The organism is Megasphaera sp. SW808 (genome assembly GCF_012027795.1).
GTDB classification, from domain to species: domain Bacteria; phylum Bacillota; class Negativicutes; order Veillonellales; family Megasphaeraceae; genus Megasphaera; species Megasphaera stantonii.
In genome coordinates this window covers 38,734-64,327 of sequence record NZ_SJOT01000006.1, presented here as the reverse complement: position 1 = coordinate 64,327, position 25,594 = coordinate 38,734, and the positions used below count along the sequence as shown (strand labels likewise).

General features: G+C 53.7%; 24 protein-coding genes and 2 tRNA genes. 5 read left to right on the top strand and 21 right to left on the bottom strand.

Translation table 11 applies throughout. The annotated features are described in order from the left end of the window. Nucleotides 1–613: 613 nt before the first annotated feature. From E0L13_RS11740 to E0L13_RS03755, 8 genes are all read right to left on the bottom strand, one after another. Entirely contained in the window at nt 614–1,039 is a 426-nt protein-coding gene (locus E0L13_RS11740; protein ID WP_206081505.1) for a hypothetical protein, read from the bottom strand. A gap of 403 nt (nt 1,040–1,442) precedes the next feature. Beyond that, on the bottom strand, nt 1,443–1,925 hold the full coding sequence (locus E0L13_RS03785) for a CBS domain-containing protein (RefSeq protein ID WP_087476903.1): 483 nt from the start codon (nt 1,923–1,925) through the stop codon (nt 1,443–1,445). A gap of 149 nt (nt 1,926–2,074) precedes the next feature. Beyond that, entirely contained in the window at nt 2,075–2,554 is a 480-nt protein-coding gene (rlmH, locus tag E0L13_RS03780) for a 23S rRNA (pseudouridine(1915)-N(3))-methyltransferase RlmH (RefSeq protein ID WP_154877228.1), read from the bottom strand. Continuing rightward, nucleotides 2,554–3,666: a trypsin-like peptidase domain-containing protein gene (locus E0L13_RS03775; RefSeq protein ID WP_168060485.1), complete on the bottom strand. Its 1,113-nt coding sequence runs from the start codon at nt 3,664–3,666 to the stop codon at nt 2,554–2,556. Before E0L13_RS03775 ends, rlmH begins: the two co-directional genes overlap by 1 nt. Further along, nucleotides 3,663–4,592, bottom strand: a complete 930-nt coding sequence (locus E0L13_RS03770; RefSeq protein WP_168060412.1) for an MBL fold metallo-hydrolase — start codon at nt 4,590–4,592, stop codon at nt 3,663–3,665. The genes E0L13_RS03775 and E0L13_RS03770 overlap by 4 nt, the downstream gene beginning before the upstream one ends. Before the next feature lie 99 nt (nt 4,593–4,691). Then, a tRNA-Ile gene (locus E0L13_RS03765) sits at nt 4,692–4,768 on the bottom strand. Between the two features lie 44 nt (nt 4,769–4,812). Further along, nucleotides 4,813–4,889, bottom strand: a tRNA-Ile gene (locus E0L13_RS03760). Between the two features lie 147 nt (nt 4,890–5,036). Further along, on the bottom strand, nt 5,037–6,224 hold the full coding sequence (locus tag E0L13_RS03755) for a pyridoxal phosphate-dependent aminotransferase (protein WP_168060410.1): 1,188 nt from the start codon (nt 6,222–6,224) through the stop codon (nt 5,037–5,039). A 209-nt stretch (nt 6,225–6,433) separates the two neighbouring features. Here E0L13_RS03755 and E0L13_RS03750 point away from each other — a divergent pair, with 209 nt between their 5' ends. After that, on the top strand, nt 6,434–7,615 hold the full coding sequence (locus E0L13_RS03750) for an MFS transporter (RefSeq protein ID WP_168060408.1): 1,182 nt from the start codon (nt 6,434–6,436) through the stop codon (nt 7,613–7,615). A gap of 83 nt (nt 7,616–7,698) precedes the next feature. On the opposite strand, the gene E0L13_RS03745 is transcribed toward E0L13_RS03750, so the two are convergent. The 8 genes from E0L13_RS03745 to E0L13_RS03710 form a co-directional block, all read right to left on the bottom strand. Next, nucleotides 7,699–9,048 (bottom strand): MATE family efflux transporter, encoded by a 1,350-nt coding sequence (locus E0L13_RS03745; protein WP_206081504.1) that lies wholly within the window; start codon nt 9,046–9,048, stop codon nt 7,699–7,701. Nucleotides 9,049–9,093: 45 nt separating this feature from the next. Next, nucleotides 9,094–10,410 carry an MATE family efflux transporter gene (locus E0L13_RS03740; RefSeq protein WP_240924652.1) on the bottom strand — a complete coding sequence of 439 codons (1,317 nt, stop codon included), beginning with the start codon at nt 10,408–10,410 and terminating at the stop codon, nt 9,094–9,096. A 155-nt stretch (nt 10,411–10,565) separates the two neighbouring features. After that, entirely contained in the window at nt 10,566–11,396 is an 831-nt protein-coding gene (locus E0L13_RS03735; RefSeq protein ID WP_206081502.1) for an amidohydrolase family protein, read from the bottom strand. Nucleotides 11,397–11,408: 12 nt separating this feature from the next. Next, nucleotides 11,409–12,116: a purine-nucleoside phosphorylase gene (gene deoD / locus E0L13_RS03730; protein WP_168060404.1), complete on the bottom strand. Its 708-nt coding sequence runs from the start codon at nt 12,114–12,116 to the stop codon at nt 11,409–11,411. 65 nt (nt 12,117–12,181) lie between these two features. Beyond that, a complete protein-coding gene (locus tag E0L13_RS03725; RefSeq protein WP_168060402.1) occupies nt 12,182–13,432 on the bottom strand; it encodes an AMP-binding protein in 1,251 nt (416 codons plus the stop codon). 3 nt (nt 13,433–13,435) lie between these two features. After that, the gene (locus tag E0L13_RS03720) at nt 13,436–14,572 is read right to left on the bottom strand and encodes a thiolase family protein (protein WP_168060401.1); all 1,137 of its coding nucleotides are present in this window, start codon (nt 14,570–14,572) and stop codon (nt 13,436–13,438) included. Then, nucleotides 14,569–15,117 carry a biotin transporter BioY gene (locus E0L13_RS03715; protein WP_240924650.1) on the bottom strand — a complete coding sequence of 183 codons (549 nt, stop codon included), beginning with the start codon at nt 15,115–15,117 and terminating at the stop codon, nt 14,569–14,571. The genes E0L13_RS03720 and E0L13_RS03715 overlap by 4 nt, the downstream gene beginning before the upstream one ends. Beyond that, a complete protein-coding gene (locus E0L13_RS03710) occupies nt 15,095–15,682 on the bottom strand; it encodes a MaoC family dehydratase (RefSeq protein ID WP_168060399.1) in 588 nt (195 codons plus the stop codon). The genes E0L13_RS03715 and E0L13_RS03710 overlap by 23 nt, the downstream gene beginning before the upstream one ends. A 631-nt stretch (nt 15,683–16,313) precedes the next feature. On the opposite strand from E0L13_RS03710, the gene E0L13_RS03705 reads away from it, so the two are divergent. Together E0L13_RS03705 and potE are read left to right on the top strand one after the other, a co-directional pair. Beyond that, nucleotides 16,314–17,495: an acetyl-CoA C-acetyltransferase gene (locus tag E0L13_RS03705; protein WP_087476889.1), complete on the top strand. Its 1,182-nt coding sequence runs from the start codon at nt 16,314–16,316 to the stop codon at nt 17,493–17,495. 250 nt (nt 17,496–17,745) lie between these two features. Then, a complete protein-coding gene (potE, locus tag E0L13_RS03700; RefSeq protein ID WP_168060397.1) occupies nt 17,746–19,074 on the top strand; it encodes a putrescine-ornithine antiporter in 1,329 nt (442 codons plus the stop codon). 54 nt (nt 19,075–19,128) lie between these two features. Here potE and E0L13_RS03695 read toward each other — a convergent pair whose 3' ends face one another. After that, nucleotides 19,129–19,989, bottom strand: coding sequence for a hypothetical protein (locus E0L13_RS03695; RefSeq protein WP_168060395.1), 861 nt, complete (start codon nt 19,987–19,989; stop codon nt 19,129–19,131). Continuing rightward, complete coding sequence (locus E0L13_RS03690; protein ID WP_095630219.1) at nt 19,986–20,417, bottom strand: hypothetical protein; 432 nt, start codon at nt 20,415–20,417, stop codon at nt 19,986–19,988. The genes E0L13_RS03695 and E0L13_RS03690 overlap by 4 nt, the downstream gene beginning before the upstream one ends. A 182-nt stretch (nt 20,418–20,599) precedes the next feature. Between E0L13_RS03690 and E0L13_RS03685 the strand changes: the two genes are divergently transcribed. Both E0L13_RS03685 and E0L13_RS03680 read left to right on the top strand, forming a co-directional pair. After that, entirely contained in the window at nt 20,600–21,859 is a 1,260-nt protein-coding gene (locus E0L13_RS03685) for a DEAD/DEAH box helicase (RefSeq protein ID WP_168060393.1), read from the top strand. Between the two features lie 23 nt (nt 21,860–21,882). Beyond that, the gene (locus tag E0L13_RS03680; protein WP_168060391.1) at nt 21,883–22,413 is read left to right on the top strand and encodes a hypothetical protein; all 531 of its coding nucleotides are present in this window, start codon (nt 21,883–21,885) and stop codon (nt 22,411–22,413) included. Between the two features lie 60 nt (nt 22,414–22,473). Here E0L13_RS03680 and E0L13_RS03675 read toward each other — a convergent pair whose 3' ends face one another. From E0L13_RS03675 to E0L13_RS03665, 3 genes are read right to left on the bottom strand one after another with little or no spacing between them, the layout of a single operon-like run. Then, the gene (locus E0L13_RS03675) at nt 22,474–23,232 is read right to left on the bottom strand and encodes a dipeptide/oligopeptide/nickel ABC transporter ATP-binding protein (RefSeq protein ID WP_206081501.1); all 759 of its coding nucleotides are present in this window, start codon (nt 23,230–23,232) and stop codon (nt 22,474–22,476) included. A 2-nt stretch (nt 23,233–23,234) separates the two neighbouring features. Further along, complete coding sequence (locus tag E0L13_RS03670) at nt 23,235–24,020, bottom strand: ABC transporter ATP-binding protein (protein ID WP_168060388.1); 786 nt, start codon at nt 24,018–24,020, stop codon at nt 23,235–23,237. An 11-nt stretch (nt 24,021–24,031) separates the two neighbouring features. Continuing rightward, nucleotides 24,032–25,585 (bottom strand): ABC transporter substrate-binding protein, encoded by a 1,554-nt coding sequence (locus E0L13_RS03665; protein ID WP_168060387.1) that lies wholly within the window; start codon nt 25,583–25,585, stop codon nt 24,032–24,034. Between the last annotated feature and the right edge of the window lie 9 nt (nt 25,586–25,594).

Genomic DNA, 25,594 nt, shown 5'->3' with positions numbered 1-25,594 from the left:
ACTACCAATACAATAATTCCCCCCTAGAATATAGACCTCATTATTACTCGCTTCCTTATATGCAAATCCGCCAATTACCTGATAAGAAACATTTCCATTAACATACATCTTATTGCCATTCGCTTCACCTCCACCACTATATCCTCCATATATTTGGCGACCTGAACTTTCATCAAAATATATTACATTATCATTGGCCCTGTGCTCTCCTGTACCTCCTGTAGCCTCCGCCACACTACTATTGATTATATGTACCTCATTACCACTAGCATTAAAACTAGCTCCCGCACTACTAGATGTAGCACCATTTACTGCCTTAAACTCGCTATTTACAATCTCTACGTTATTTCCAGTACCAGTACCGGCAATAACCTCATCATTTTCCTGAGTTACGTTACTGATAGTAACCGTATTTCCATCACCAGATAAATTCACTTCATTATATTCCTCATTGCCATTTATCGTAATATCCTGTGCCTGCGCACCGTATATGCCGGACATGCAGACTGCGCCAGACATCAACAGGGCCAAGACTATCTTCGTTTTCATCGTTTTCTTCATGATAGGTTCCTCCTACGTATATCCGTTGTACTTATTTTCTATTCTTGTGAGTTTAGACATATTGTTTTTTTCTTGCGTTATACGTCCACTGCTTCCGACATTCGTCGCAGCAGAAGGCCATGCGCCGATCCTTCGGCTCCGTGACAGTTACCAGTCGGCCGCAGTATCGGCAGCGGAAGGCTCGGCTGACTGACTGGGATTTTACTCCCTTAGTCCTGGAGTGCTTCCAGTACAGCCGCTCGCAGTGGGGCGAGCAGAACTTCGTCCGCCTGTCGGCTGCGCTTCTTACGCTGACGACCTCGCCGCAGCGCAGACAGCGGAACGTCCGCAGTATCTTCCCCTTAGCAGGGATGGACGCATGGACATTCGGCCGATGCCGATAGGCCCACAGCCGACACGCCGTACTGCAGTATTTCTGCGTGATCCTAACGGCAGTAAATTCCCTGCCGCAGACCGGGCAGACTGCCGGCCGTTTCACGACGCTGCCGCACGAGCACATATCGCATCACCGCGCCATGAACGATAGGGCCTGAAAAAAGCGCGCAAAAAAGACAGCCTACATCGTTCGCCTGTATGCTGTCTTCTATATATGTCTATAACAGGATATACGAGTCCCTGTGTTTGTGTCTTCAAGGAGATATTACGCTTTAATCCATACCCCCCCCCCGGTATGTAATTTGTTTGCGGCGCCGTTCCATGCCGATACTGCGTCGTTTCGCTTCCACTTCGTGCTCATCCAATTCACCTCCTCTCGTCGATTCTTGAATTTTAGTGTAACAAATATATGGACTATTTGCAACATATATGCAGGATTGGAAACAAAAAAGCAGGCCGGCAGAGCCTCTCTTGTCTGCTGACCTGCTTTACGCACGTTGTCGTCGTTATTTATTTTCTTCCGAAGTGCCGTATTCCTTGTACAATTCGTCCAAAATATTATACCGCGTGACAATTCCCACGACGCGGCGGCCGTCTACGATGGGAATAACCTTCAAATGTTCCGCTACCATGACGCCGGCCAGCTGTTCTACATCGGCGTCGGGAGCCGCGATGATGACGTTCTTGGTCATCATTTCCTTTGCCGTGCAGGCCATCAGCTTTTTAAAGCCCTTGTCGTACTCGCTGATGCCGTTGTAATAAATGCTGGCTCCCAGTAAGTTGACATAGTGAGGAACGTGAGGCTTGATTTTTTTGTACAGCAAATCTGCGTCGGTAATGATGCCGATAAGCTGCTCTTCTTCGTCTACGATAGGAATCGCCGCCACCTTATTTTTTACAAACATGTGGACCAAACTGAAAACGGACGTAGACGGACTTGCCGTCACAAAATTCTTTTCCATGATATCAGACGCAGTACGTTCTTCCATAATCTCAACCCCTTTTTCCGATGTAATGCAAACCATATCCTAGCTTACAAATCGAGTATGTATAAATGCTATATGATATATCGTATATAATAAGTATTACACATACGCAAGGGAAATTCCTGCTTGACACGGAAATTTTTTACTCGCCTTTACCAATGATAGGGCTCATGGCGCTGAATTTTGACAGCCCGATAAATTTGCTCCAGCAAGATCATGCGGATCATCTGGTGGGTCAGCGTAATCCGCCCGAAGGATATGCGGCTGTCGGCGCGGCGACGCACGCCGTCGGACAAGCCGAAGGGGCCGCCGATGATGAAGGTCAGCTCGCTGCATCCGTGGAGGGCTATTTCGGAGAATTTCGCCGCCATGTCTTCCGACGAAATCAGCGTCCCCTGCACGTCCAGCACGAATACGTACGATCCCTGGCGGACGTGGCGCAGCATTTTTTCCCCTTCCTTCTCCAATACCTGCCGCTTTTGGGCTTCCGAGGGATTATCGGGCATCTTTTCTTCCGGCAGCGCCGTAATTTCCACCTGCCCGTACGGCCGCAGCCGCTTGAGAAATTCATCGATGCCCGCCGTCAGGTACTTCTCTTTTATTTTTCCAATGGTAATAATATGATATTTCATCAGCTTTCTTCATTCTCCGGGCTTGCCTGCAAGACGACTGTCGCCGTCTGTTCCGATTGGCCGCGCATGTAGGTAATGGAAACAGACTCGCCGACCTGGCAGCTGTCCAGCACATTCTGCAGCACTGTAAAATCTTTGACTCTCGTGCCGTTAATCGACAGGATGATGTCGCCGCGGCCAATGTCGGCCTGATCCAGCGGGCCGCCGGCCACTACCTTATAGACGAAAATTCCTTCTACGTCGATTTTCATGCCGAAGCGGGCTGCCATCTGCTGATCCAGCCCATACAAGCCGAGATAGGGCCGGACGACCTTGCCGTTTTTAATCAGCGCGTCGAGGATCGGCCGGGCCGCATTGATGGGAATGGCAAAGCCCAGGCCCTCTACGCCTTCCTTGGAAATCTTCGCGCTGTTGATGCCGATGACCTTGCCGTCAGCGTCGACCAGCGCGCCGCCTGAATTGCCCGGGTTAATGGCCGCGTCGGTCTGAATCAGCTTCATGCTCTGTCCTTCGGCGCCCAGGGTCCGGTTCATCGAGCTGATGACGCCGGCCGTAACGGTTCCCTGAAATTCCAGTCCCAAGGGATTGCCGATGGCGATGGCCGGCTCACCGACCTGCAGGGCGTCGCTGTCGCCGAATTCTGCGACGGGCAGGTTATCCACATTGATCTTGACGACGGCCAAGTCGGTCTTTTCATCGCGGCCGATGACCGTGCCCTCCGTGCTCTGCCCGTCGGCCAGCGATACGATGACGGTCTTGCTGTTGCCTACGACGTGCTGATTCGTAGCAATATAGCCGGCTTTATCAAAAATAATGCCGGAGCCGACGCCTTCGCCGACCAGGACGCGGCGGTTGAAAATATCGCGGTCATAGACCTTCGTCGTAATGCCGACGACAGCAGGCGACGCCTTTTTAGCCGCCCGTACGACGGCCGTATTGCGGGCGTCGGAAATATCGCCGGACGGGGCCGGCTCGGCCAGCTGCTCTATCGTTCCCTGGTACGTGCGGTTAGGCGCGAAGAAAACGTCGTGAATTTTAAATCCTCCGGCGACGCCGACGGCGATCAGTACGATCCCTACGGCGGCGGTTAGCATGTGTTTGCGCTGCATCAGGCATTACCTCCTTCTTGAAAGCGGACATGGCCGTTTTGACAGGCCAGGCGCAGCAATATATCCTGTCCGACGACGCGGCCGCCCCGGCTGAGCACGGTCCGTACCGTGTGCAGGGACAGGGCGGGCGTATTATTTTTTTCACTTCGATGAGCCAGCAGTACCTTCATCAGCCCTTTCGAGGGGACGCGGGCCAGAAATTCCGCCGCGTCGCGGTTGGACAAATGGCCCCACCGGCTCAAGATGCGGTTCTGCAGGGCGTAGGGATAGGGCCCGTTTTTCAGCATTTCCTCATCGTGATTGGCTTCTAAAATCAGGATGTCCGAATAGGCCGCCGCCAGTTCCACATCATGGCTGACATATCCCAAGTCCGTAGCCAGGGTAATCTTGCTGTCACCGTGATAAATCGTATAGCCTACGGGCCGGGCCGCATCATGGGAAATCAAAAACGGCACGACTTGTATCTCCCTCAGGCCCAAGCGGCGCGGCAGGCGAACAAACCGGCCGGCATACTCGCCGGCTTTTCTGCCCAGACAGCTCCACGTCTCCCTCGTCGTATATACGGGAATATCCGTCTTTTTCAGCAGCGTCGCCAGACCGTTTACGTGGTCGGCATGCTCGTGGGTGATAAAGACGGCGTCCAGCTCAGACAGGGAGCATCCGTACGTTTTTAATCCATTTTCGATACGGCGGCAGCTGATGCCAGCGTCGATGAGTATCTTCGTGCGGCCGCAGCGGATAAACGCGGCGTTTCCCTTGCTCCCGCTGGCCAGCATGCTGACTAAGCAGTCTCTGTGGCGCGCTTCACCGCCCATGACCGGAATCTCCTCCCGCTGCCCGCTCTCCGGCAGAACGGCGCATCCGGCCCGCTGCCTGGCCCGCCCGATCGACGCGGCCAGCTGTTCCAAGCGAAGCTCGCTTTCCGTCATAGATTTCCCCCCTTGTAGTCCTTCTCTTCGTGCTATTATAGCATAGGTTTGGCAAAAAAAAACCATCGTATCGGAATTTCTCCTTAACGATGGCTTATTTGGTGGGCCTAGGTGGACTTGAACCACCGACCTCACGCTTATCAGGCGTGCGCTCTAACCAGCTGAGCTATAGGCCCATAACGTATTTAGTATACCATACAGTTGTCAAATGTCAAGATAATGGTGGGCCTAGGTGGACTTGAACCACCGACCTCACGCTTATCAGGCGTGCGCTCTAACCAGCTGAGCTATAGGCCCATATCTTTGTGACTTGCTTAGTATACCACATTTCACCGAAGTGTCAAGATTTTTCCGTAAATTCTTTTAAAATTTCTGTTTCTTTATAAATTTTCCCCTCGCCGGCATGTTTTTCAGGCGAAGGGGAAAACAAATTAACGTCCAGCCTTATGCATAGCTTTCTATCAAGGTCTTGAAGGCTGCGAAGGAGCGCCGGATCATATCCGGGTCTACGCAGTAGGAAATGCGGACGTAACCGGGGCAGCCGAAACTGTCAGCCGGTACGATGAGCAGGTTGAGCTTCTTGGCCTTTTCGGAAAAGGCGTTGGCATCAGGCTCCGGCGATTTGACAAACAAGTAAAAGGCGCCGCTGGGATAGACGCATTCGTAGCCCATCTCTTTCAGCCCGTTATACAGCAGCTTGCGGTTTTCGTCATATATATTCATATCCGACAGCTTGCCCAGGCTTTTCAGCACGACATCCTGAAACAAATGAGGCGCGCAGACGAAGCCCATCGCCCGGCCGGCGCCGCACACCGCCGTATACACGTCCCTGGCGTCGGCAGCGCAGTCCGGCACGAGAATGTAGCCTATGCGTTCGCCCGGCAGCGACAAGGACTTGCTGTAGGAATAGCAGATGATCGTATTGGCGTAGAATTTTGGTACATATAAAATCGGCAGGCCGTCATAAATGATTTCGCGGTACGGTTCATCGGAAATCAAATAGATGGGATGACCTATATCGGCCGATTTTTTCGTCAGCAAGGCTGCCAGCTTCGTATACGTGTCGGCCGAATACACCGTGCCGGCCGGATTGTTCGGCGAGTTGACGATAATCGCCCGCGTATGAGGCGTAATGGCCTGTTCCATCGCTTCCAATGAAATCTGGAAATGCTCCGTATCAGGAGGCAACACGACGTCCTTGGCTCCGGCGTTATGGATGAAGACGGTATATTCCGGGAAAAATGGAGCCACGACGATAACCTCGTCTTCCGGGCTTTCGACCAAGGCTTTCAGCGTAACCGTCAGGGATGCCGCCGCACCGCAGGTCATATAAAAATTATCGGCCGAAACGCCGGCATCGTAGGTTTGATTCATGTAGTCAGCCAGGCCGCGGCGTACTGCCAAATCGCCGGCAGCGGCCGTATAGCCGTGCACGTCGACGGACTGGCGGGTCGCGACGATTTCTTCAATCGCTTCTTTGACGCATGCCGGAGCCGGAACGGTCGGATTTCCAATGCTGAAATCAAAGACGTTTTCCTTGCCGACGACAGCCGCCTGTTCCTGCCCGTAAGCAAACAAGTCGCGGATGACTGAAGCCTGCGAGCCCAAGGCGTACATTTCTTTTGATGGCATAATAATCAACCCCTTTTTCGTAATAGTTTTATTATACCACAGCTCATGCCTATGTATGGCCTGATTATAGTAAAAATTTAGGCATATTTCGAACTGGCCGATAAAATATTTTTTAAGACAGGGTCAAATTCAGTCCCTATAATTTGAAAACCCTTACATCTTATGTCATAATAAGGTGTTCCAACATCTTTATATCAGGAGGTTTCTATATGAAGAAATTGAACCCTTACGTGTATTTATTTACGATGGGTCATTTTTCCGTAGACTGGTCGCAAGGCGCTATCCCCGCTCTGCTGCCGTATTTTATCGCGACGTATAATCTCAGCTATCAGGATGCGGCGACGCTCATCTTTGCCAACATGCTGTTATCCTCTATTTCCCAGCCCATTTTCGGCTATTATTCCGACAAGATATCCAAGCCCTGGTTCGTCCCTCTCGGGCCGATCCTCTGCGGCATCTGCATTACGCTGCTGGGAATTACGGACAATTACTGGCTCATCTTCCTCTGCTCCATGTTCTGCGGCTTCGGCTCGTCTATTTATCACCCCGAAGCGGCGCGCATGGTCAATAAAATTTCCGGCCCCTTAAAAGGCCAGGCCATGGGAAGCTTTTCCGTCGGCGGCAACGCCGGCTTTGCCGTCGGCCCCATCGTCGCCGGCTTCTGCGCTTATACCTTCCACATTTACGGATTGGTCATATTCGGCCTTATCAACTTCATCATTGCCGCACTGATTTATCATTTCATGCCGAAGGTACTCCATCAGGTAAGCGACGCCGATATCGCCGAAACGAAAGCCCATCCGAACGAAGAAAAGCACAACGACTGGCGCTCGTTCAGCAAGCTTACCGTCGTCATCTTCGTCCGTTCCATCGGCTTTACTCTCTGCAATACCTTTATCCCTATCTATTGGATTCACGTCCTGCAGGCTTCGCCGTCCCAAGGCAGCTTCGCCCTGTCCATACTATTCTTTATGGGTGTGGTCATCACCTTTATCGGCGGCATCCTGGCCGACCGCTTCGGCTTTATCCGCATCATGCGGGGCTCCTTCCTCATCATGGTGCCGGCTATGTTCTTTTTCGTCAACAGCACCGATTTATGGCTGTCGACGCTGCTCCTCATCCCCGTGGCCTTTTCCCTCTTTGCCCCGTACAGCCCCATCGTCATTTTGGGGCAAACCTTTTTGGGCAAAAACGTCGGCTTCGCCTCCGGCGTCACGCTGGGCCTGAGCACGACGATGGGCGGCCTCTTCTCTCCTCTCGTCGGCTGGGGAGCCGACACATGGGGCCTGACCCCGGCCCTGCAGGTATTATGGGTCTGCGCGCTCATCGGCGCCATCTTTGCCTTCCTCGTTCCCACACCGGAGCAATGGAAGCAAAGCGGCATGAAGTAAGAAAAAACCATTTCAGACACAGCAAAGCCCCTCGACGCTCTCCAGCGTGCCGAGGGGCTTTTTGAATGGGCAGACGTAATCCGTCAGGCTTTCAGCTGCTTAATAAACCAGGCGTAAGCCACGCAGAGAATCGCCGCCGTGACGGCCCAGCTGACGGGAAATACCATCATGAGCGTCGCAAAATCGGGTTCCCAGGCAAAGACGGTATACACCCAGGTCACGCGGGTGCCGCAGATGCCGAAGAGGGTAATCAACGCCGGTATAAGCGAGCTGCCATAGCCGCGCATCGCTCCAGACAGCACTTCGATGACAGTGTTGATAATTTCCAGGCCGGCCACGTATTTCAGGCGGATAAAGCCCAGGGCGACGACCGTACTGTCGTCGCTGAAAATATGCAGCAAGGGCACGCCGAACAGAATCAGCAGTGCGCAAATGCAGGCCGTCAGCAGCAGATCCTGGAACAGGCACCACTTCATCGCCTGTTTGCACCGTTTTATATTCCGGGCCCCGTAATTCTGGCTGACAAAGGTCGTGCAGACCTGTCCGAAGGCATTGATCAGAAAAAAGGTAAAGATTTCCAGGTTGAAGGCCGCTGCCGACGCCGCCATGACGTCGGGTCCCAATTCGTTGATAGCCGACTGGATGCAAAGATTGGATAAGGCGAATACCATGCCCTGCATCCCCGCAGGCAGGCCGATGCGCAGCATGGGAAGGAGAATCCGTTTATCTACATGAAACTCCGTCAGGCGGACACGGATTTCCGTCCGGCTGCGGCACAGGAAATAAAACAGCATGGCCGAGCTCAAGGCCGTCGCGACGATCGTGCCGATGGCCACGCCTTCGACGGACATATCCAGGACGAGGATGAAGAATAAGTTCAGGAAAAATTTAGTAATGCCCGACGCAATCAGGCAATACAGGGGCGTCCGCGTATCGCCCTGGCTGCGGAAAATAGACGATTCAAAATTGTACAGCAGGATAAAGGGCATGGCCAGCCAAAAAACGCGCAGATACAAGACTGCCAAATCGAAAATTTCTTCCGGCACCGATAAGAGGCGCAGCAGCGGCTCGACCAGGAGCTCGCCTGCGACGGCCATGGCGACGCCGCATCCCAGGGCGACGAGGATAGCCGTGTGGACGGCGGCGTGGACGCCGTGGATATTCTTCTTGCCGATGAAGCGGGCGATGATGACATTCGCTCCCAGCGATATGCCGATAAACAAGCTCAGCACCATACCGATGATCGGGCTGTTGCTGCCGACGGCCGCCATGGCTTCCTTGCCGACAAACTGGCCGAGCATGGCGATGTCGGCGGCGTTGAACAGCTGCTGCATAATGCCCGTAAAGGCGAAGGGCAAGGCCACGACGAGGATTTTATCCCACAGCGAGCCTTCGAGCATATTGACGCTTCTCGTATTATTCATCCTATTCATATTGCCGCACACCTGACCTTACGGACAAAACAGAGCTCTCCGCAGCTATGCCCGCAGATGCTTGACGAACCAGTGATACGCCGCGATGAGAATGACTGCTGATACACCCCAGCTAATAGGAAAGACCATCATCAGCGTTTCAAAATCAGGCTCCCAGGAAAACACCGTGTATACCCAGGCAATTCGAGTGCCGCAGATTCCGAACAGCGTAATGAGAGCCGGTATGAGCGAGCTGCCGTAGCCGCGCATGGCCCCGGAAAATACATCGATAAGCGATTCGATGACCTCCAGGCAGCCGACGTAGGTCACCCGTATCATGCCGTAGGCAATAACGGCGGCGTCGCTGTTGAAAATACTTAAAATCGGTATGCCGAAGGCGTACACGAAGACGCCGCAGGCCGAACCGATGATTATATCCTGTACGAGGCACCATTTCAGCACCTGCTTGCACCGGTCCAGCTTGCGGGCGCCGTAATTTTGGCTGACAAAGGTCGTACAGACCTGTCCGAAGGCGTTGACGATGAAAAAGATGAAAATTTCTACGTTGAACGCCGCCGCCGAGGCGGCCATGACGTCAGGCCCCAGGCCGTTAATCGCTGACTGAATGCACAAATTCGACAAGGCGAAGACCATACCCTGCACGCCTGCCGGCAGGCCGATGCGCAGCATGGGCATGAGTATCCGCTTATCTACATGGAAATCCTGCAGATGGACGCGGATATCCGTCGTGCTGCGGCACAGGAAATAAAAGAGCAGTCCCGAGCTGATCGTGCTGGCAACGACTGTACCGATGGCCACGCCTTCGACAGACATGCCGAGGACGAGGATAAAAAAGAGGTTCAAAAAGAATTTAACTACGCCGGAAATGATGAGGCAGTACAGAGGCGTCCGCGTATCGCCCTGGCTGCGGAAAATAGACGACTCGAAGTTATACAGCAGGATAACCGGCATGCCTAAGAGAAAAATCCGCAGGTACAGCACGGACATGTCGAAAATTTCATCGGGCACCGACAAAGCCCGCAGCAGGGGAGCCGCTGCGATTTCCCCCAGAATCGTCATAACTACGCCGCTTCCCAGGGCGACGAGTATGGCCGTGTGGACGGCAGCGTGGACGCCGTGGATATTTTTCTTGCCGATAAACCGGGCGATGACGACGTTTGCCCCCAGGGACACGCCGATAAACAAGCTCAGCACCATGGCGATAATCGGGCTGTTGCTGCCGACGGCCGCCATAGCCTCCTTGCCGACAAACTGGCCGAGCATGGCAATGTCGGCAGCGTTGAACAGCTGCTGCATAATGCCTGTAAAGGCGAAGGGCAGGGCTACGATAAGGATTTTATCCCACAGCGAGCCTTCCAGCATATTCACTTTTCTTGTTCGTTTTTCTTGTTTTATTTGTTCCATATCAATTTAATTATGCACATTAAAGTATGCTCCCGTCAATACAAAAATGACCGGCAGACGTTGCATTTTCTGTCTGCCGGTCATTCTTATTTATACTTATAAAATAAATTGAATTACACTTCCAGCCCCAGGCGGTACAAGCGGTTGGCGTTGTCGAAAAAAACGGCCTGCCAATACTGTTCGGGAATAAAGGCTTTGACGAAGGCGACGTAATCGCCCAGATTGGCCAACGGCCAGTCCGTGCCGAACATGACGCTGTCGTAGCGGTTCAAATAGCACAGCCAGTCGCGCAGCATTGAAATATAGCCTTCCTTGGCCTTCAAAAAGCCGTTCATGTCGTGAATTTTTCCCTCAAGCAGCCCCGACAAGTCGACGGCGACGTTGCGGTTCTTTTCCAGCACGGCGATGGCGTCCTGCAGGAACGGATTGCCGATATGGCACATGACGAACTGCACGTCCGGGTGCTTGACAGCCGCCTCGTCGAGCGTCAGGGGATGGCTGTATTTCAGCAGGGCATTGGCCGTCGCCGTAAGGCCCGTGTGAACGGCTACGGGCTTGTCGTATGTCTTCGCCAGCTCATATACGGGGTCGTATATGGGATCGTAAATATAGACGTGGTTATACCCCGGGTAGAGCTTGATGCCGCAGCACTGCTTCCGCTTCAGGTTTTCTTCAATCAAAGGGAGCGATTCCTCAATATGGTCGTTGCAGCCGCTGCTGTCAAGGCCGATGCAGTAGCTCATGAATTCAGGATAGACGTGCCCCTCCGGGTCCAGCGTCCCGTTTCCCATGACGACGCCGTGAACATAATGGTATTGGGCGTAGGCCTGCCGCAGGTGCTCGGCCGAATTGACGTGGCCTGCCGCCAGGGCCAGCTCGTTAAATCCCTTAAAATCGCGGAAATGGAAATGACTGTCGATGATTTTCAATGTATTACCCTTCATCGTCTGCACTCCCTACTCGGCTGCAATCGTTTCCAGAGCAATGCGGATCATGTCGTCAAAGGACGTCTGCCGTTCCTCTGCCGTGCAAGCTTCCTTCGTCAGCAAGTGATCGCTTACGGTAAACAAGCCCAAGGCCTGAACGCCGTATTTCGCCGCCAGCACGTACAGCCCTGCCGTTTCCATTTCCACGGCCATGATGCCGTACGCCGTCAGTTTATCATTATCGATTTCATCGTCATAAAACCGGTCTACCGAGACGATGTTGCCGACGCAGACGGGGATGCTCTGCCGCACAGCCGCGTCGTAGGCCGTCCGCAACAGCTCGAAATCTGCCAGAGCCGCGTAATTGATGGAGGGACCGAAGATGTTGCGTATAATGGACGAGTCCGTCGTAGCCCCCTGGGCAATGACGACGTCGCGCAGCCGGATATCCTTGCGCATCGCTCCGCAGGTACCGACGCGGATCAGCTTTTTGACGCCGTAATCGCGCATGAGCTCCGTCGCATATATGGAAATAGATGGAATCCCCATCCCCGTGCCCTGGACGGAAACGGCGTGCCCCTTATAGGTTCCCGTATATCCAAGCATATTGCGGACGCGGTTGTAGCAAACGGCGCCGTCCAAAAAATGCTCCGCTATATACTGAGCCCGCAGCGGGTCGCCGGGAAGCAGTATCTTATCGGCAATATCGCCGGCCTTGGCTTCAATGTGCAAACTCATAACAAGGACCTCCTTTGTACAGCCCTATCGCTGTTAGTCTATAATCGAATATCGCCTTTATTATATCACACTTGCAAAGAGCTCGTCATAGATAATAGACGTCCTTTATCAATTTTTCCGCTTTCATTTTTGGGTAAATGCGTTATTTCTATAAAACGGTCCGGAATCTCCTGAGGCAGCAGCCGTCGCCGCAGCGCCGCTATGCAGAGAGTCTTCCCCTGTTTCCATGTATCAGACGAAGAAATATAGGCGACAAGCTCATCCCGGTGAGGCCGGCGCAGGACGACGACGGCCCCTTCCGCATCGGGAATACATTCCTGCAGCGCCCTTTCCACTTTATAGGCCGAAACGCTGTCGCCGTTAATCCGGCAAATCTCGTCGCTGCGGCCGAGGTAATGTAGCATGCCGTCGTCTATATATCCCCGGTCCTGAGTCACATAAGGCATGGATAGGCCCAGCACATGGCCTGCCGTGCAGACGGTAATTTTCTGCGTGTCCTCCTGTACTGCGACATGAATCCCTGCGAAGGGGCGGCCTACGAGGGTGTCGTCATCGGTCATGTCCTCATCCCTGATGTAAGTGATATAGTTCAATTCGCTAGAACCGTAGTACAAGACAATCTCCGCTCCAGGAAAGACCTGCTTCAGCTGTCCGGCCTGCCGTGTTCCCAAAGCCTGGGAACCGCTGACAATATGCTTCATCATATCGGCAGCACAGCCGGAGGCTTTCATCTGTTTCATCAAGAGAAACAGCTTCGCCGGAATCATATACAGCGCGTTGACTTGGTACGCTTCCATCATCGTCAGCCACTGCTTAGGATGCAGGCCGTCGGCCCCTACGACAGTACCTCCAGCGGAAAATACGCCGAGATACATGTTTAAGTTTCCCGTAAAGGCCAGGCTTCCCTGGCAAAGCATGACCGTGTTTTCATCGATGCCGAATACGCCGTTCTGCACGGGAAAAAAGGCCGCCCAACTGTCGTAGGTCCGCCACCACAGCTTCGGACAGCCTGACGAACCGGACGTCATAACGCCCATGCAGGCACCTTCCGGCGGTATTTGCGAACAATCACGCCGCTCGCCTCTTGGCTGCGGAGCGATGACCGGTACCCAGTTCGTGCCGGCATAAGCCAAAAACTCAATCATCTGTCTGGCAATCGTATCGGCATAAATCCATCGGCAGGCACGCTCTCCACCGACGGCGTCCCGCAGCGCCTGAGCCCGGCGCGCCAGCTGGCCGTAGGTATACCGGCAGGTTTCCGTAACGAGAGCCGTTTTCTCAGCGTCCTGCGCCTGAATAAGCGATAAGTAATCCATAGTCTACACTCTTTCTATAATCATCGCCTTGCCAAGGCCGCCAGCGCCGGCAATACTGCAGCAGCCCAGCGCGCCGCCCCTGACCCGCAACCCTTCGATAGCGTGCAGGAGCAGCACGGCTCCGGTCGCCCCATAAGGATGGCCGTATGCCAAGGCTCCGCCAAAGGGATTGTACGCCGCCGCGCAGCGGGGAAATCGGCGAGCAAATAGCTCGCCGATCAGAGCGAAGGCTTCATTGATTTCAAAAATATCTATGTCTTCGCCGTGCAATCCGCATTGTGTCAGCACAACTTCTGCGGCCTTCACCGCTCCGACGGGACTCAGCAGCGGGTCTGCGCCGCAGGAAGCAACGCCGCGTATTTTAACAGCCGGCTGCAGTCCGTACCGGCGGGCGTACGCAGGAGAGCATACGACCACAAAGGCCGCGCCGTCGTTGGTGAGGCAGGTGTTGGCCGCCGTAATCACCGTTCCGTCCGGCAATACCGGCTTCAAACGCCGCAGCAGCTGCGGACGCATGGCATGACGAATCCCTTCATCCCGCGCACCGCCGCATACTGGGGCAATGCATGGCTGAAACACGCCTTGCCTCTCGGCCTCTTCGGCCAGAGCATGGCTGCGAAGAACCCCGGCATCCAGCATCTCCCGCGTAATTTGGAATTGTTCCGCCGTGTATTCAGCACAGCGGAGCATGGAGTCTTCGCTCCATGCCTGCGGGCTGAATTGAGCCGTCATATACCATTCCCCATCGCCGCGGTAGGCCGGATGATTGGGATGACAGCTTCGCCGCGGCTGGGTAGACGCACTGTCAAATCCGCCGGCCAGAATACATTCCGCCTGTCCCGAAGCCACCTTTGCCGCCGCGATGGCGACGCTTTCCAGGCCGCTGCAGCACTGCATGTCGACAGTCACAGCCGGTATCGATAGATCCAGTCCCGCTTCCAGCGCAGCCAGACGGGCAATGTTGCCGCCGCAGCCTACGCTGTTGCCGCCGATAATTTCGTCGATGCAGACCAGCCCGTATGCGCGGACCACTTCCTGCAAAACGGCTGCGCCCAGTTTCTCTGCCGGCACATAGCGGTACATGCCGTTATACACGCCGATATAGCTGCGCAGGCCGCCGACAATATACACGTCGTTCATCGCATAGCTCCCAGGATCTTATACAAAGGCCGGGCCAAGGCCGCCGCCCCCAGGCACTTGACGATATCCAGGGGAATAAAGGGAAGCACGCCGCTGAGCACGGCCCCTTCCCAGGTCATGCCCGTAATGAGCTTCAGCTGAATGCATCCCAGCACGTCGATGACGGGCAAGCCAATGCAGACGCCGACAATGACGAAGCGCTTGAAATTGTACTCCTTCCCTTTCAGCCAGGCAATCAGCGTCACGGCAACGACATACCCCCAAATATATCCGCCCGTCGGGCCGAACATTTTTCCCGGGCCGGACGCGCCGCCCGTAAACACGGGGATGCCGATAAGGCCGATGCAGACATACGCCAGCATGGCGGCGCAGGCCTGTTTCGGCGGCAGCAGATAGGCCACCAAATTGACAACCAGCGTCTGCAGCGATATAGGCGACAGGGAAAAGGGCAGGGGAATAATCATATACGCCGACACGCAGTTCATGGCGATGAGCAAGGCCAGCCGCGTCAGCGTTCCGGCATTATACGTTGTTGATTTCATCATATACACGCTCCTTATGCGGTAATCGTTCTATCGTACTGACCAGGCGGCCGCCGACATATCCTTCCATACCGGCAGGCGTCCCCACGAGGCAAAGCTCCTCGCCGGCATATACGGGCTTTCGAAATTTGCAGCGCCAGCGAAGGTCGTCCTCATCCAGCGACGACAGCAGTCGTCCCAGAAAGCACAATCCGGGAACGACGGCATCCTTTCCCCGATGTATTTCGTTAGAGTCGCCGCTGACGGCTAGGTATGCCTGTATTTCTTCATCAGAAAAAACATGACGCCACAGCGCTTCGCCGTCAGAGACAATACTACCGGCTCCAACAGATACGGCCTTCCCAGGAAGGTCGAGGGGCTTGACCAGCAATACCGTCAGCGACTGACGGTACCTTCCGTCTTCGTCCCATCCCAGCACTTGCAGTACGGCCCGCCGCGCCGTCTTTCGGCAGACCTCCAATGAAAACGAACAGGCCTTTCTTTCCAGGCACAACGAGGCTTCCGCCAGAAACCAGCCGGAAAAATCATAGTGTCGGCAGGCAGCCAGCTGCTGAATCAGCTGCATCATCGGCATCCCTTCTTTCTGTTCAGTATGTATGGGATTATAGCAACTTCACCCGCCAGTGTCAACTATATAAATTATTTTAAGTTAACAATAAGTTGAGCTATCGTTATTTATTTCACATAACAAACTATACGCTTTGAGCAATATACCTTTGTTATTTTATTTATAATTAAAACATTATAATAAATATATTTTTTCATCTTATCCATGTATTATGCGTTTTTTAGCTGTATCATATTCAAATATGAGTATTTAATATAAGCAAACGCCTTTTTCCTCTTGCATTTATTTGTGAAAAAATGTACTATATGTATAACGAGATTGTGAAATTTAGAACTCATCTTTCCCGTTATACCGATGATGTTCCAAAATTTGCTATAGGCTGTAACGCTATATCAGCCGCAGCAGCGTTTCAGGTCATCGTTAATTATTTTTCGATTATGAATCATAGCAAACAAAAATATATGTATAAGGTATTATTTTTTGTAATAACTTTGTATACCCTCTTGCATTTATGTTGAAAAGTTTGTTATGATTATAATAACAATATATCATTCATACTGATGATACATTTGCAACATGTATGTCTTATCCGGACATACTATTACATTCAAACCATAAGGAGTGATTTTCTGTGAAAGAAGTAGTAATCGTAAGTGCTTGCCGTACAGCTATTGGTAAATTTGGCGGTTCCCTGAAAGACGTTCCTGCAGCAGATTTGGGCGCTATCGTTATTGAAGAAGCCATCAAACGTGCCGGCATCGACAAAGCTATCGTTGACGAAGTCGTTATGGGCAACGTTCTCCAGGCTGCTCAGGGCCAGAACCCGGCTCGTCAGGCTATGATCAAAGCAGGTCTCCCCGTTGAAACTCCGGCTATGACGATCAACAAAGTCTGCGGCTCTGGTCTTCGCTGCGTATCCCTCGCTGCTCAGATGATTAAAGCCGGCGACGCCGACGTTATCGTAGCAGGCGGTATGGAAAACATGTCCGCAGCTCCGTACGCTATTCCTAAAGCTCGTTATGGCTACCGCATGGGCAACGGCGTATTGGTCGACACGATGATCAAAGACGGCTTGTGGGACGCTTTCAACGATTACCACATGGGCATCACGGCTGAAAACGTAGCTGAACAGTTCGGCGTTTCCCGTGAAGATCAGGACGCTTTGGGCGCTCGTTCCCAGCAGAAAGCTTGCGAAGCTATTAAGAGCGGCGCATTCAAGGATCAGATCGTTCCCGTTGTCATCCATGGCAAAAAAGGCGACACTGTTTTCGATACAGACGAATTCCCGCGCGAAGGCACAACGGTTGAAAGCCTCGCTAAATTAAAACCGGCCTTCAAAAAAGGCGGCACCGTAACGGCTGGCAACGCTTCCGGCATCAACGACGGCGCAGCTGCATTCGTAGTCATGTCCGCTGAAAAAGCTGCTGAACTCGGCCTCAAACCGATGGCTAAAGTTGTAAGCTACGCTTCCGCAGGCGTTGATCCTTCCATCATGGGTATCGGACCTGTTCCTTCTTCCCGCAAAGCCTTGGAAAAAGCCGGCCTCACAGCTGACGATCTCTCCCTCGTTGAAGCTAACGAAGCTTTCGCAGCACAGTCCGTATACGTCGTTCGTGAACTCGGCCTCGACATGAGCAAAGTCAACATCCACGGCGGCGCTATCGCTCTCGGCCATCCGATCGGAGCTTCCGGCGCTCGTATCCTCGTTACATTGCTCTACGGCTTGAAAGAAGTCGGCGGCAAATACGGCTTGGCTACTCTCTGCATCGGCGGCGGCCAGGGCACGGCTTGCATCGTAGAAAACATCGACTAATTTTAATTGATATTGTCGTAAAAAAACGCATGGGCATTTCTGTCCATGCGTTTTTTTGCATGCCTGACAATGTAAAAAACGGGAAAGTTTTTTACTATATCTTTACGGTATATGACGTTCTCTATACGTACTATTTTCATATAATTATTTTTCAAAAACTATTTTATTTTCTTCACAAAAATGATAGAATGAACTAGCCAAAATAAATAGTTATTTATACTAAAATTTTACAATGAAAGAAGGACTGATAATGAAAACTACACGTCGTAAAATGTCTTTGGTTCAGCTGACTTTCGTCACTGCAGCCAATATGTTGGGGGCAGGCATCATCATGCTGCCGACCAAACTTGCTGAAGTCGGTACGATTTCCATTATTTCATGGTTAATTACGGCTCTCGGCTCGCTCGCCCTGGCTATGACTTTCGCCCGATGCGGCATGTTTACTACGAAGCCTGGCGGAATGGGCGGTTATTCCGAATACGCCTTCGGGCGAATAGGACATTTTATGGCAAATTATGCCTATGCAGTTTCCATCGTCATTGCAAACGTGGCTATCGCCATTTCTGCCGTAGGATATGGCGCCGGGTTCTTAGGGACCTCCTTTACGCCGCTGCAAACATGTTTATATACAATTGCCTTGCTCTGGATCGCGGCCGCTTTAAATTTCAGCGGTTCCCGTTATTCGGGCAAGCTCAGTACGATAACAATCTGGGGCGCGATTATCCCCGTTTTGGGCATCTCCCTCATCGGCTGGTACTGGTTTGATCCGTCTACGTGGATTTCTTCCTGGAATCCGAACGACGTCGGGTTCATCGACGCCGTCGGCAATTCCATCGCCCTGACCCTCTGGTCTTTCCTGGGTTTGGAATCGGCTGCCGTCAACATGGACGCCGTAGAAAATCCGCAGCGTTCCGTTCCCATCGCTACTTTCGTCAGCACCTTGGGCGTAGCCTTTATCTACGTCGCCTCGACGAACGTCATCGCCGGTATTGTTCCCAATGCGGAAATTCTCAGCTCCAGCGCCCCCTTCGGCCTAGCCTTTTCGTACATGCTCGGCTCCACGGCCGGCAAGGTCGTCATGGGTTTAATGGTCTTTTCCTGCGCCGGTTCGCTCCTGTCGTGGCAGTTTACCTTGGCCCGCGTCTTTAAGACCAGCGCGCAGCGGGGCTTGTTCCCGAAGGTATTTGCCAAGGTCACCAACGCCGACGTTCCGGTCAAAGGCATGATCCTCATCCTGGCTATGCAAAGCTGCCTGGCCCTGATGACCATCAGCCCGACGCTGGCCAAACAGTTCGAGCTCCTGGCAAATCTGGCCGTCGTGACGAATGTTATTCCCTACATCTTCTGCTCCTTCGCATTGAAATCTATCTTGGAAAAAGAACAGATTTCCAACGCCGTCTGCAACAGAAATACGTCTATTTTCCTGTCCGGCGTATCTATTATCTACTGCATTTACGCCTTGACGACGACAGATGCCGCAACCTTCTTCAGCGGCTGTCTGGCAGTCTTCATCGGCTGGATGATTTACATGGTTCGTTTCAATCTCTTGAAACAGCCCCTGCCGCTGCAAAATAAATAAACACATGCCAAAGTGCCGGTCCTTACGGATCGGCACTTTTTATATCAGTCGTATTTACTTTATGAATTTATACACAGCCATAACGAATACGTTGCCAACAGCGACAGAGGCGACGACCAAGCAGCTTTCTACGACAAACGGCGTAATGAATACGAGGAAATTATTCTGCACGACAGGCATGCATTGGAAAATAAGGGAGCTGAAAATTTGCAGGCGGCTGTCGAAGATAATTGAATTCGCCCCCAGCCAGACAGCCGTCATCACGACGATGCGCAGGCACTGGATAATCCGCTCCTTCCCCGGCAGGCCTTTCGATGGAAAAAAATAAAAGGCGAACACGGCGATGACGCATATACCCATGGCGATAAATCCAAAGCCTATGATGCCCATCACCCCGACGACCAGGCTGGTCGTTACTTTGTCGTCACCGATAGCCGGAAACAAGAGCATGCCCATGACGGCACAAGGCAGGGGCAGGCTATACAAAATCGTATCTAAAAATTCGGAAAACCAGTAGGTCCGGCGGCGCTTCAGCCACCAGTCCACGCCCCAGGCCGCCAGGGACTGCAAGGCCAAAGTCCCCAGCATCCATACGAAAAAGGCTGCGACCCGCAAGGCGTACTCCTGCCAAAACGGATACGCCATGAGGCCGTTAAGAATGGCGACGGCAACGCACAAGGCGACGATACCGCCATATAGTATCGCGCCTGCAGCCGCATACTGCGACGTTCCCGTCCCCTTCATCTGCCGGCGGCGCACCGTAATAGGCAGGCTCAGCGAAGCTAAAATGAACACCAGAACCGACAGAGATACGAACAGTCCCTTATCGGACGCAAAGGCGCCGAAGGGAATGGGAACCGTCCAAAGAGCCAGCCGCAGAACAGCCCGTACACGATCTGTCACAGATGCCGTCATAGGCTCCCTCCCTTCGCTGTATCCGACCCGGTCAGGCAGGCCAGGCCATAGGCCAGCAGCAGCGTGACGCATACTTTGCCGTACATGCCGACGATGAATACGATATCCCGGCCAACGGTCGGCCATTCCCAAAAGGATGACGATTTCCAAATATCACCCATACAGGCGCTGAAGACGGCAAAGGCCGCGGCGACGGCCAGCCACATGACGACAAAGGCAGCCCTGCTTATTTTCCGCTGTTCCGGGCCGAACCGCGCTTCGGCGCTGCCCAAATAAGCCCAGGGAACCAGAAAAGACAAGACCGTATAGCTTACCAGGGCCACGACGGCGCTGGAACCGTTATGTATCGTATACGCTCCAATGGGAATCGGGATAATAAAAAAACACATGAACACGCACTGACGAATTACATCGCAACAGCCACTCATTTCTTTTCTGTACCTCCATTACAGGAACTATCTTGCTTAATAATTAAGTATACCACATATAGGGCCTATATGGGTAGTCGTTATTACCGGCCGGCGCAATCTTCTATTGCGAAAAAGACGGCTCTTGTGTACAATAGATAATAATTACGCAAATATTTACATAGAAAGGTATTTACACAATCATGTCCAAAACATTCCAATCCCTAGGTATTACGCCGGAGCTTTGCGAACTGCTGCGCAAGCAGGGCATCCGCGAGGCCACGGCCATACAGGAACAGGCAATTCCGCCTGTATTTAAAGGGCGCGATATATTGGCCCAGGCCCAGACCGGTACGGGAAAAACCTACGCATTCCTCCTGCCGTCGCTGCAGCAGGTCAAGCCGAACATCCACATGGAGCAGGTGCTTATCATCGCGCCGACGCGCGAGCTGGCCCGGCAGATTGCCGAAGTAGCCGATGCCCTGGCGCCGGCCCTTGGCGTCGACGTCCTCAGCCTCATCGGCGGCAAGACGATCGAAAACCAGCTGCAGAAGCTGCACCGTCATCCCCATGTCATCATCGGCACGCCGGGACGCCTCTTAGACCACTGCCGCCGCAATTCCCTCGATTTAAGCGGCGTCGGCCGGGTCGTCGTCGACGAAGCGGACCAAATGCTGCAGTCGGGATTTTTAGAAGACGTCGACATCCTCATCAGCATGACGCCCAAGCGCCGTCAGCTTCTGTTTTTCTCCGCCACGATACCGGACAAAATCAGAGGTCTGGCAAAAAAACACATGCAGAATCCCCTGTCGCTCCGCGTATTGGAAGGCGAAACCATCGCCCTGGAGCAAATTGAACAGCGCATCTACATGACCAGTGAGGACAAAAAATTCGGCATGCTGTGCCAGATGCTGCAGGAAATGAATCCCTACCTGGCCGTCGTATTCTGCAACACTAAGGAGCGGACAGCCCAGCTGGCCGGTCAGCTCATCGCCGCCGGCTTCAATATCGGCGAGCTCCACGGCGACATGTCCCAAGGCCGCCGCACCCAGGTGCTGCGCGATTTCGCCCGGGCTAAGACGCAGATTCTCGTCGCGACGGATATCGCCGCCCGCGGCATCGACATCGAAGGCATTACGCACGTATTCAACTACGACGTCCCCCGCGACGTAGATTATTATATCCACCGCATCGGCCGGACAGGCCGGGCCGGCAACGAAGGATTGTCCGTCATGTTCGCCACCGGCGCCGACGAAGACTGGGTCCGCCGCATCGAACACAGCATTCACGCTACGATTACCAAATATACGACGAGCGGCAAAATCAAAGTCAAGGCCAGCGCGCGGCCTCCCAAAAAGAAAAAAGTATACAAGGACAAGCTGCCGGCCAGCACGTACCAGCCTACAAAAAGCAAGCGCCACAAAACGCTGCATAAGGGCGGGGACAATCGCCGCCGGCGGTAACATACAGCAAGGAGGTACTTGATATGAAAAAACAATTAGCCGTCGTCCTGGCGATTCTGACGCTGTTAGTCAGCGCCGGCTGTTCCCCGGCGGACACGCAGGACGCCAATAAGGCCAAGACCACGCAGGAACAGCAGGTCGATAAGAGCAAAGCCGAAAAAGCCACGATCGGCGAAGTCGCCGGCCTCGGCGATACGGCCCAGGATTGGGAAGCCGAATTCGGCCATCCCTACGCGCAAGGCGACACGCTGAAAGTATACAAGGGCGGCCTCTACGAAGTCGTATTCGAAAATGACCGGGCCGTTACCATTACCTTGCCGGCGAAAGACGGTAAAGAACCGGCGACGGATACGCTCCTTCCCCGCGACGGCAAGAAGCAGTCGGAAAACAGCCAGCAAACGGGCGGCATGACCATGACCGTGGAAAAATGGCACAGCGATATGCTGGAAAAAGCGATTCCCGATACGAAGGGAACCTATACGGTCATGAAAAATAGGAACGGCAAAGAATATGACAGCATCGTCGTCGACTGCACGCCTAATTTGAAAAAATAAATAAACCATACAAAACAGCTCCTCCCTAGTCCCATGCAGGCTATGGAGGAGCTGTTTTCGTCAGTATAGGACGGCCTCGATAAGCCGCCTCGTGTATTCGCTTTGAGGACGGCAAACGACGTCGTCTGTTCGTCCTTCTTCTACAATCCGGCCCTTGTCCATGACGACAAGCCGGTCGCAGCACTGCTGCGCTACGGCCAAATTATGCGTAATAAACAGGAGCTGAAAACGCCCCTCGGCCTTTAGGCCCATCAGCAGTTCGAGAATCTGCCGCTGCGCCATGACATCCAAGGCGCTCGTCGCTTCGTCGCAAACAAGCAGCCGCGGATGTACCGCCAAGGCGCGGGCGATGGCCGCCCGCTGGCATTGGCCGCCGCTGACCTCGTGAGGATACCAGTCGGCAGCGGCAGCGGGCAATCCGCATCGTTCCAGCAGCTCCCTGACCTGTTTCCGCCGGTCGGCTTTGACGACGCCGCTGTTCTTCAGACATTCTCCGACGCCGTCTCCCAGTGTCCGCCGCGGGTCAAAAGACGACCGAGGCGACTGAAATACCATCTGCAGCTCTTTATACACCTGCCGCAAGGCCTTTCCCCTGGCCGCCGTAATATCGCAGCCTCTCAGAAAAATGCGTCCCGCCGTTACGTCGATAAAGCGGCAGACCGCGTTGGCAACGGTGCTCTTTCCCGATCCGGACGGGCCAATCAGGCCGACGCTTTCGCCTTCTTCTATGCAAAAACTAACCCTATCCAGCGCCCTGACCTGTGCGCCCTTTCTTCCTGCAAATTCTTTCGTCACCTCTTGCAGTTCTAAAAAAGCCATCGTCATTCCCTCCGCAGCTTCGGCACGGCAGCCAGCAATTCCTTCGTATACGCCTGGGCCGGAGAGGTCAGTACGTCTTTAGCCGAGCCATATTCTATTATCTGGCCGTCTTTTACAACCAGCACGTAATCGGCTATGCGGGACACGACGCCCATGTCGTGAGTGACCAGCATAATCGCCGTGCCGTACTGCTCCCGCAGATACAGCAGCTCATCCAGCACCTGCTTCTGCGCGCAGACATCGAGAGCGCTTGTCGGTTCGTCAGCCAGCAGCAGGGCCGGCTTCAGCAGCATGACCAGGACTAAGGCCGCGCGCTGATTCATGCCTCCTGACAGCTCAAAAGGATAGCTTTCCCATACGCGCCGGCCGTCTGAAAAGCCCAGGCGCGCGAAAAGCTCCAGAGCCTGCCGCCGGACGTCCTCCTTTCCCATATCCCAATGGGCCGCCGCGGCTTCGCAGATTTGGCTGCCTATGGTCCGTACAGGACACAGCGACGCCGCTGCATCCTGAAAAACCATTGCCATCTGCGCGCCGCAGAGACGCCGCATCCCTTCGCCCGATAAAGTCAGTATATCCTGTCCTTGAAACCAAATATGTCCCTGCGTGACGGCACCGCCCGGCCCCAAGAGCTTCATAGCGCTTTGAAGAATAGTGCTCTTGCCGCTGCCAGACTCGCCGACGATACCCAATATTTCTCCCGGCTGCAGCGAAAACGTCGCCTGCCGTACGACGGGCCGGCCGTCATAGCAGATTTCTATGTTGTCATAGGCAATAACCGCCTCTTTCATACCCATCATCCTCACGTCTTGTCTAAATCCGCCGTAATTTCATAAAAATCGCAGGGATGAGCCGTAAGGCCCGTGACGCCCTTTCTGGCAATCATACTCATCTTCAAATGAGAACAAAATACATAGGCGTGGTCGTCCAGGATAGTTTGCGCCATCTGCACGGCCAACGCTCCCCGTTCGTCAGAGTCAAAGGTTCCTTCCATCTTCCGGGCTAATTTTTCCAGGGCGTCGCTGTGATACCGGCCCGTATTGCTGTCCGACCCGTCAAGGCAGCAGTAGGTGAAGAAATACTGCGGGTCTCCCGACGGAGCCGTCACCATCGCGCTGGCATAGACATCCCAGGCGGAGCGGTCTTTTTTCACACGGTTGTGGTCGGCCGTGCACTGGATATCCACGGCAACGCCGATCTGCTTCAGCGTCGCCTGGGCCGATTCGGCCAGCAAAGGCAATTCCTGACGGCTCGGATAGGTAAGCCAGCGGAGAACCAGCTTGCGCCCGTTCTTTTCCCGAACGCCGTCGCCGTCTTCATCCTTCCAGCCGGCGTCATCCAATACACGTCTGGCCCCGTCTAAGTCGTAGAGCTCGGCCTTCGCCGCATCGCCGCCGAAAACAAACGTATCGGGAAAAGGACCGGCGGCAGGGTAGCCGTTTCCATGGAGCAAGGCGTCGACAAAGCCTTGCTTGTCAATGGCCATAGAAATCGCTTTGCGGACGGCTTCATCCTGCATCAGAGGACTGTCGAAATTCATCCAGACAAAGAATGTACGGCTTGTAGCCGCACTGCTGATCGTGTACTCGTCGTTTTGAAACAGGGGATAGCTGGCATAGGGCATGCCGTAGGCCGCGTCGATTTCGCCGGACTGCAGGGCCATAGTCAGCGTATCGCCGTCGGAAATAGTCCGTATCGTAATCGAATCCAGCTTGGGATCGCCGTTCCAATAGGCGTCATTTTTTACGAGGTCAACATGGTCTCCGGACACGAGGGACACGGCCTTATACGGCCCCGTTGCCGTCACCATGCCGTCGCTGGTGATGCCGGCCTGCATGTCGATAATGCAGCCGTATGGGTCGGACAGATAATTAGGCAGGGCCGGCACGGGGACCGTCGTCCGAATCGTCAGCACCTGTCCGTCCGCTTCCATAGAGGCGATGTGCAAATCGCCGGCCGCCCGTGTATGGACGGCAATCAAATGCTCCAGGCATTCCTTGACAGCCTGGGCATCTACGGGCCGGCCGCTGGTAAAGGTCACATTCTTGCGCAGAACAATTCTCCACGTCACGTCGTCGACAGGCTTATAGCTTTCCGCCAGCCACGGCTCGATTTCCATCGTATCGGAGTAGCGAAACAGCGTCTCCCCTACGCCGTAGCGGATGCAGGCCCAGCCGCTGTTGTCGTTGTGCGGATTGATGTCAGGCTCGTTGTTTTCAGGGTTAAAGGTCGTATCGCCCATAACAAAGGTTTTTCCGCCAGCGGAACGGTTCGCCTCTTCCGTACCGCCGCAGCCGGCCGCCGTCAGCAGCAGGAGCACCGCCGCAATACACGCTATAAAACGTTTTTTATTCATCCTCTCAAA

What these genes read in the sequence shown, in the direction of transcription:
- E0L13_RS03785 (WP_087476903.1), bottom strand. Translation starts at nt 1,925, where the DNA reads ATGGAAGAACGTACTGCGTCTGATATCATGGAAAAGAATTTTGTGACG.
- rlmH (WP_154877228.1), bottom strand. Translation starts at nt 2,554, where the DNA reads ATGAAATATCATATTATTACCATTGGAAAAATAAAAGAGAAGTACCTG.
- E0L13_RS03770 (WP_168060412.1), bottom strand. Translation starts at nt 4,592, where the DNA reads ATGACGGAAAGCGAGCTTCGCTTGGAACAGCTGGCCGCGTCGATCGGG.
- E0L13_RS03755 (WP_168060410.1), bottom strand. Translation starts at nt 6,224, where the DNA reads ATGCCATCAAAAGAAATGTACGCCTTGGGCTCGCAGGCTTCAGTCATC.
- E0L13_RS03750 (WP_168060408.1), top strand. Translation starts at nt 6,434, where the DNA reads ATGAAGAAATTGAACCCTTACGTGTATTTATTTACGATGGGTCATTTT.
- E0L13_RS03745 (WP_206081504.1), bottom strand. Translation starts at nt 9,048, where the DNA reads ATGAATAGGATGAATAATACGAGAAGCGTCAATATGCTCGAAGGCTCG.
- E0L13_RS03740 (WP_240924652.1), bottom strand. Translation starts at nt 10,410, where the DNA reads ATGCTGGAAGGCTCGCTGTGGGATAAAATCCTTATCGTAGCCCTGCCC.
- E0L13_RS03735 (WP_206081502.1), bottom strand. Translation starts at nt 11,396, where the DNA reads ATGAAGGGTAATACATTGAAAATCATCGACAGTCATTTCCATTTCCGC.
- deoD (WP_168060404.1), bottom strand. Translation starts at nt 12,116, where the DNA reads ATGAGTTTGCACATTGAAGCCAAGGCCGGCGATATTGCCGATAAGATA.
- E0L13_RS03725 (WP_168060402.1), bottom strand. Translation starts at nt 13,432, where the DNA reads ATGGATTACTTATCGCTTATTCAGGCGCAGGACGCTGAGAAAACGGCT.
- E0L13_RS03720 (WP_168060401.1), bottom strand. Translation starts at nt 14,572, where the DNA reads ATGAACGACGTGTATATTGTCGGCGGCCTGCGCAGCTATATCGGCGTG.
- E0L13_RS03715 (WP_240924650.1), bottom strand. Translation starts at nt 15,117, where the DNA reads ATGATGAAATCAACAACGTATAATGCCGGAACGCTGACGCGGCTGGCC.
- E0L13_RS03710 (WP_168060399.1), bottom strand. Translation starts at nt 15,682, where the DNA reads ATGATGCAGCTGATTCAGCAGCTGGCTGCCTGCCGACACTATGATTTT.
- potE (WP_168060397.1), top strand. Translation starts at nt 17,746, where the DNA reads ATGAAAACTACACGTCGTAAAATGTCTTTGGTTCAGCTGACTTTCGTC.
- E0L13_RS03695 (WP_168060395.1), bottom strand. Translation starts at nt 19,989, where the DNA reads ATGACGGCATCTGTGACAGATCGTGTACGGGCTGTTCTGCGGCTGGCT.
- E0L13_RS03690 (WP_095630219.1), bottom strand. Translation starts at nt 20,417, where the DNA reads ATGAGTGGCTGTTGCGATGTAATTCGTCAGTGCGTGTTCATGTGTTTT.
- E0L13_RS03685 (WP_168060393.1), top strand. Translation starts at nt 20,600, where the DNA reads ATGTCCAAAACATTCCAATCCCTAGGTATTACGCCGGAGCTTTGCGAA.
- E0L13_RS03680 (WP_168060391.1), top strand. Translation starts at nt 21,883, where the DNA reads ATGAAAAAACAATTAGCCGTCGTCCTGGCGATTCTGACGCTGTTAGTC.
- E0L13_RS03675 (WP_206081501.1), bottom strand. Translation starts at nt 23,232, where the DNA reads ATGGCTTTTTTAGAACTGCAAGAGGTGACGAAAGAATTTGCAGGAAGA.
- E0L13_RS03670 (WP_168060388.1), bottom strand. Translation starts at nt 24,020, where the DNA reads ATGAAAGAGGCGGTTATTGCCTATGACAACATAGAAATCTGCTATGAC.
- E0L13_RS03665 (WP_168060387.1), bottom strand. Translation starts at nt 25,585, where the DNA reads ATGAATAAAAAACGTTTTATAGCGTGTATTGCGGCGGTGCTCCTGCTG.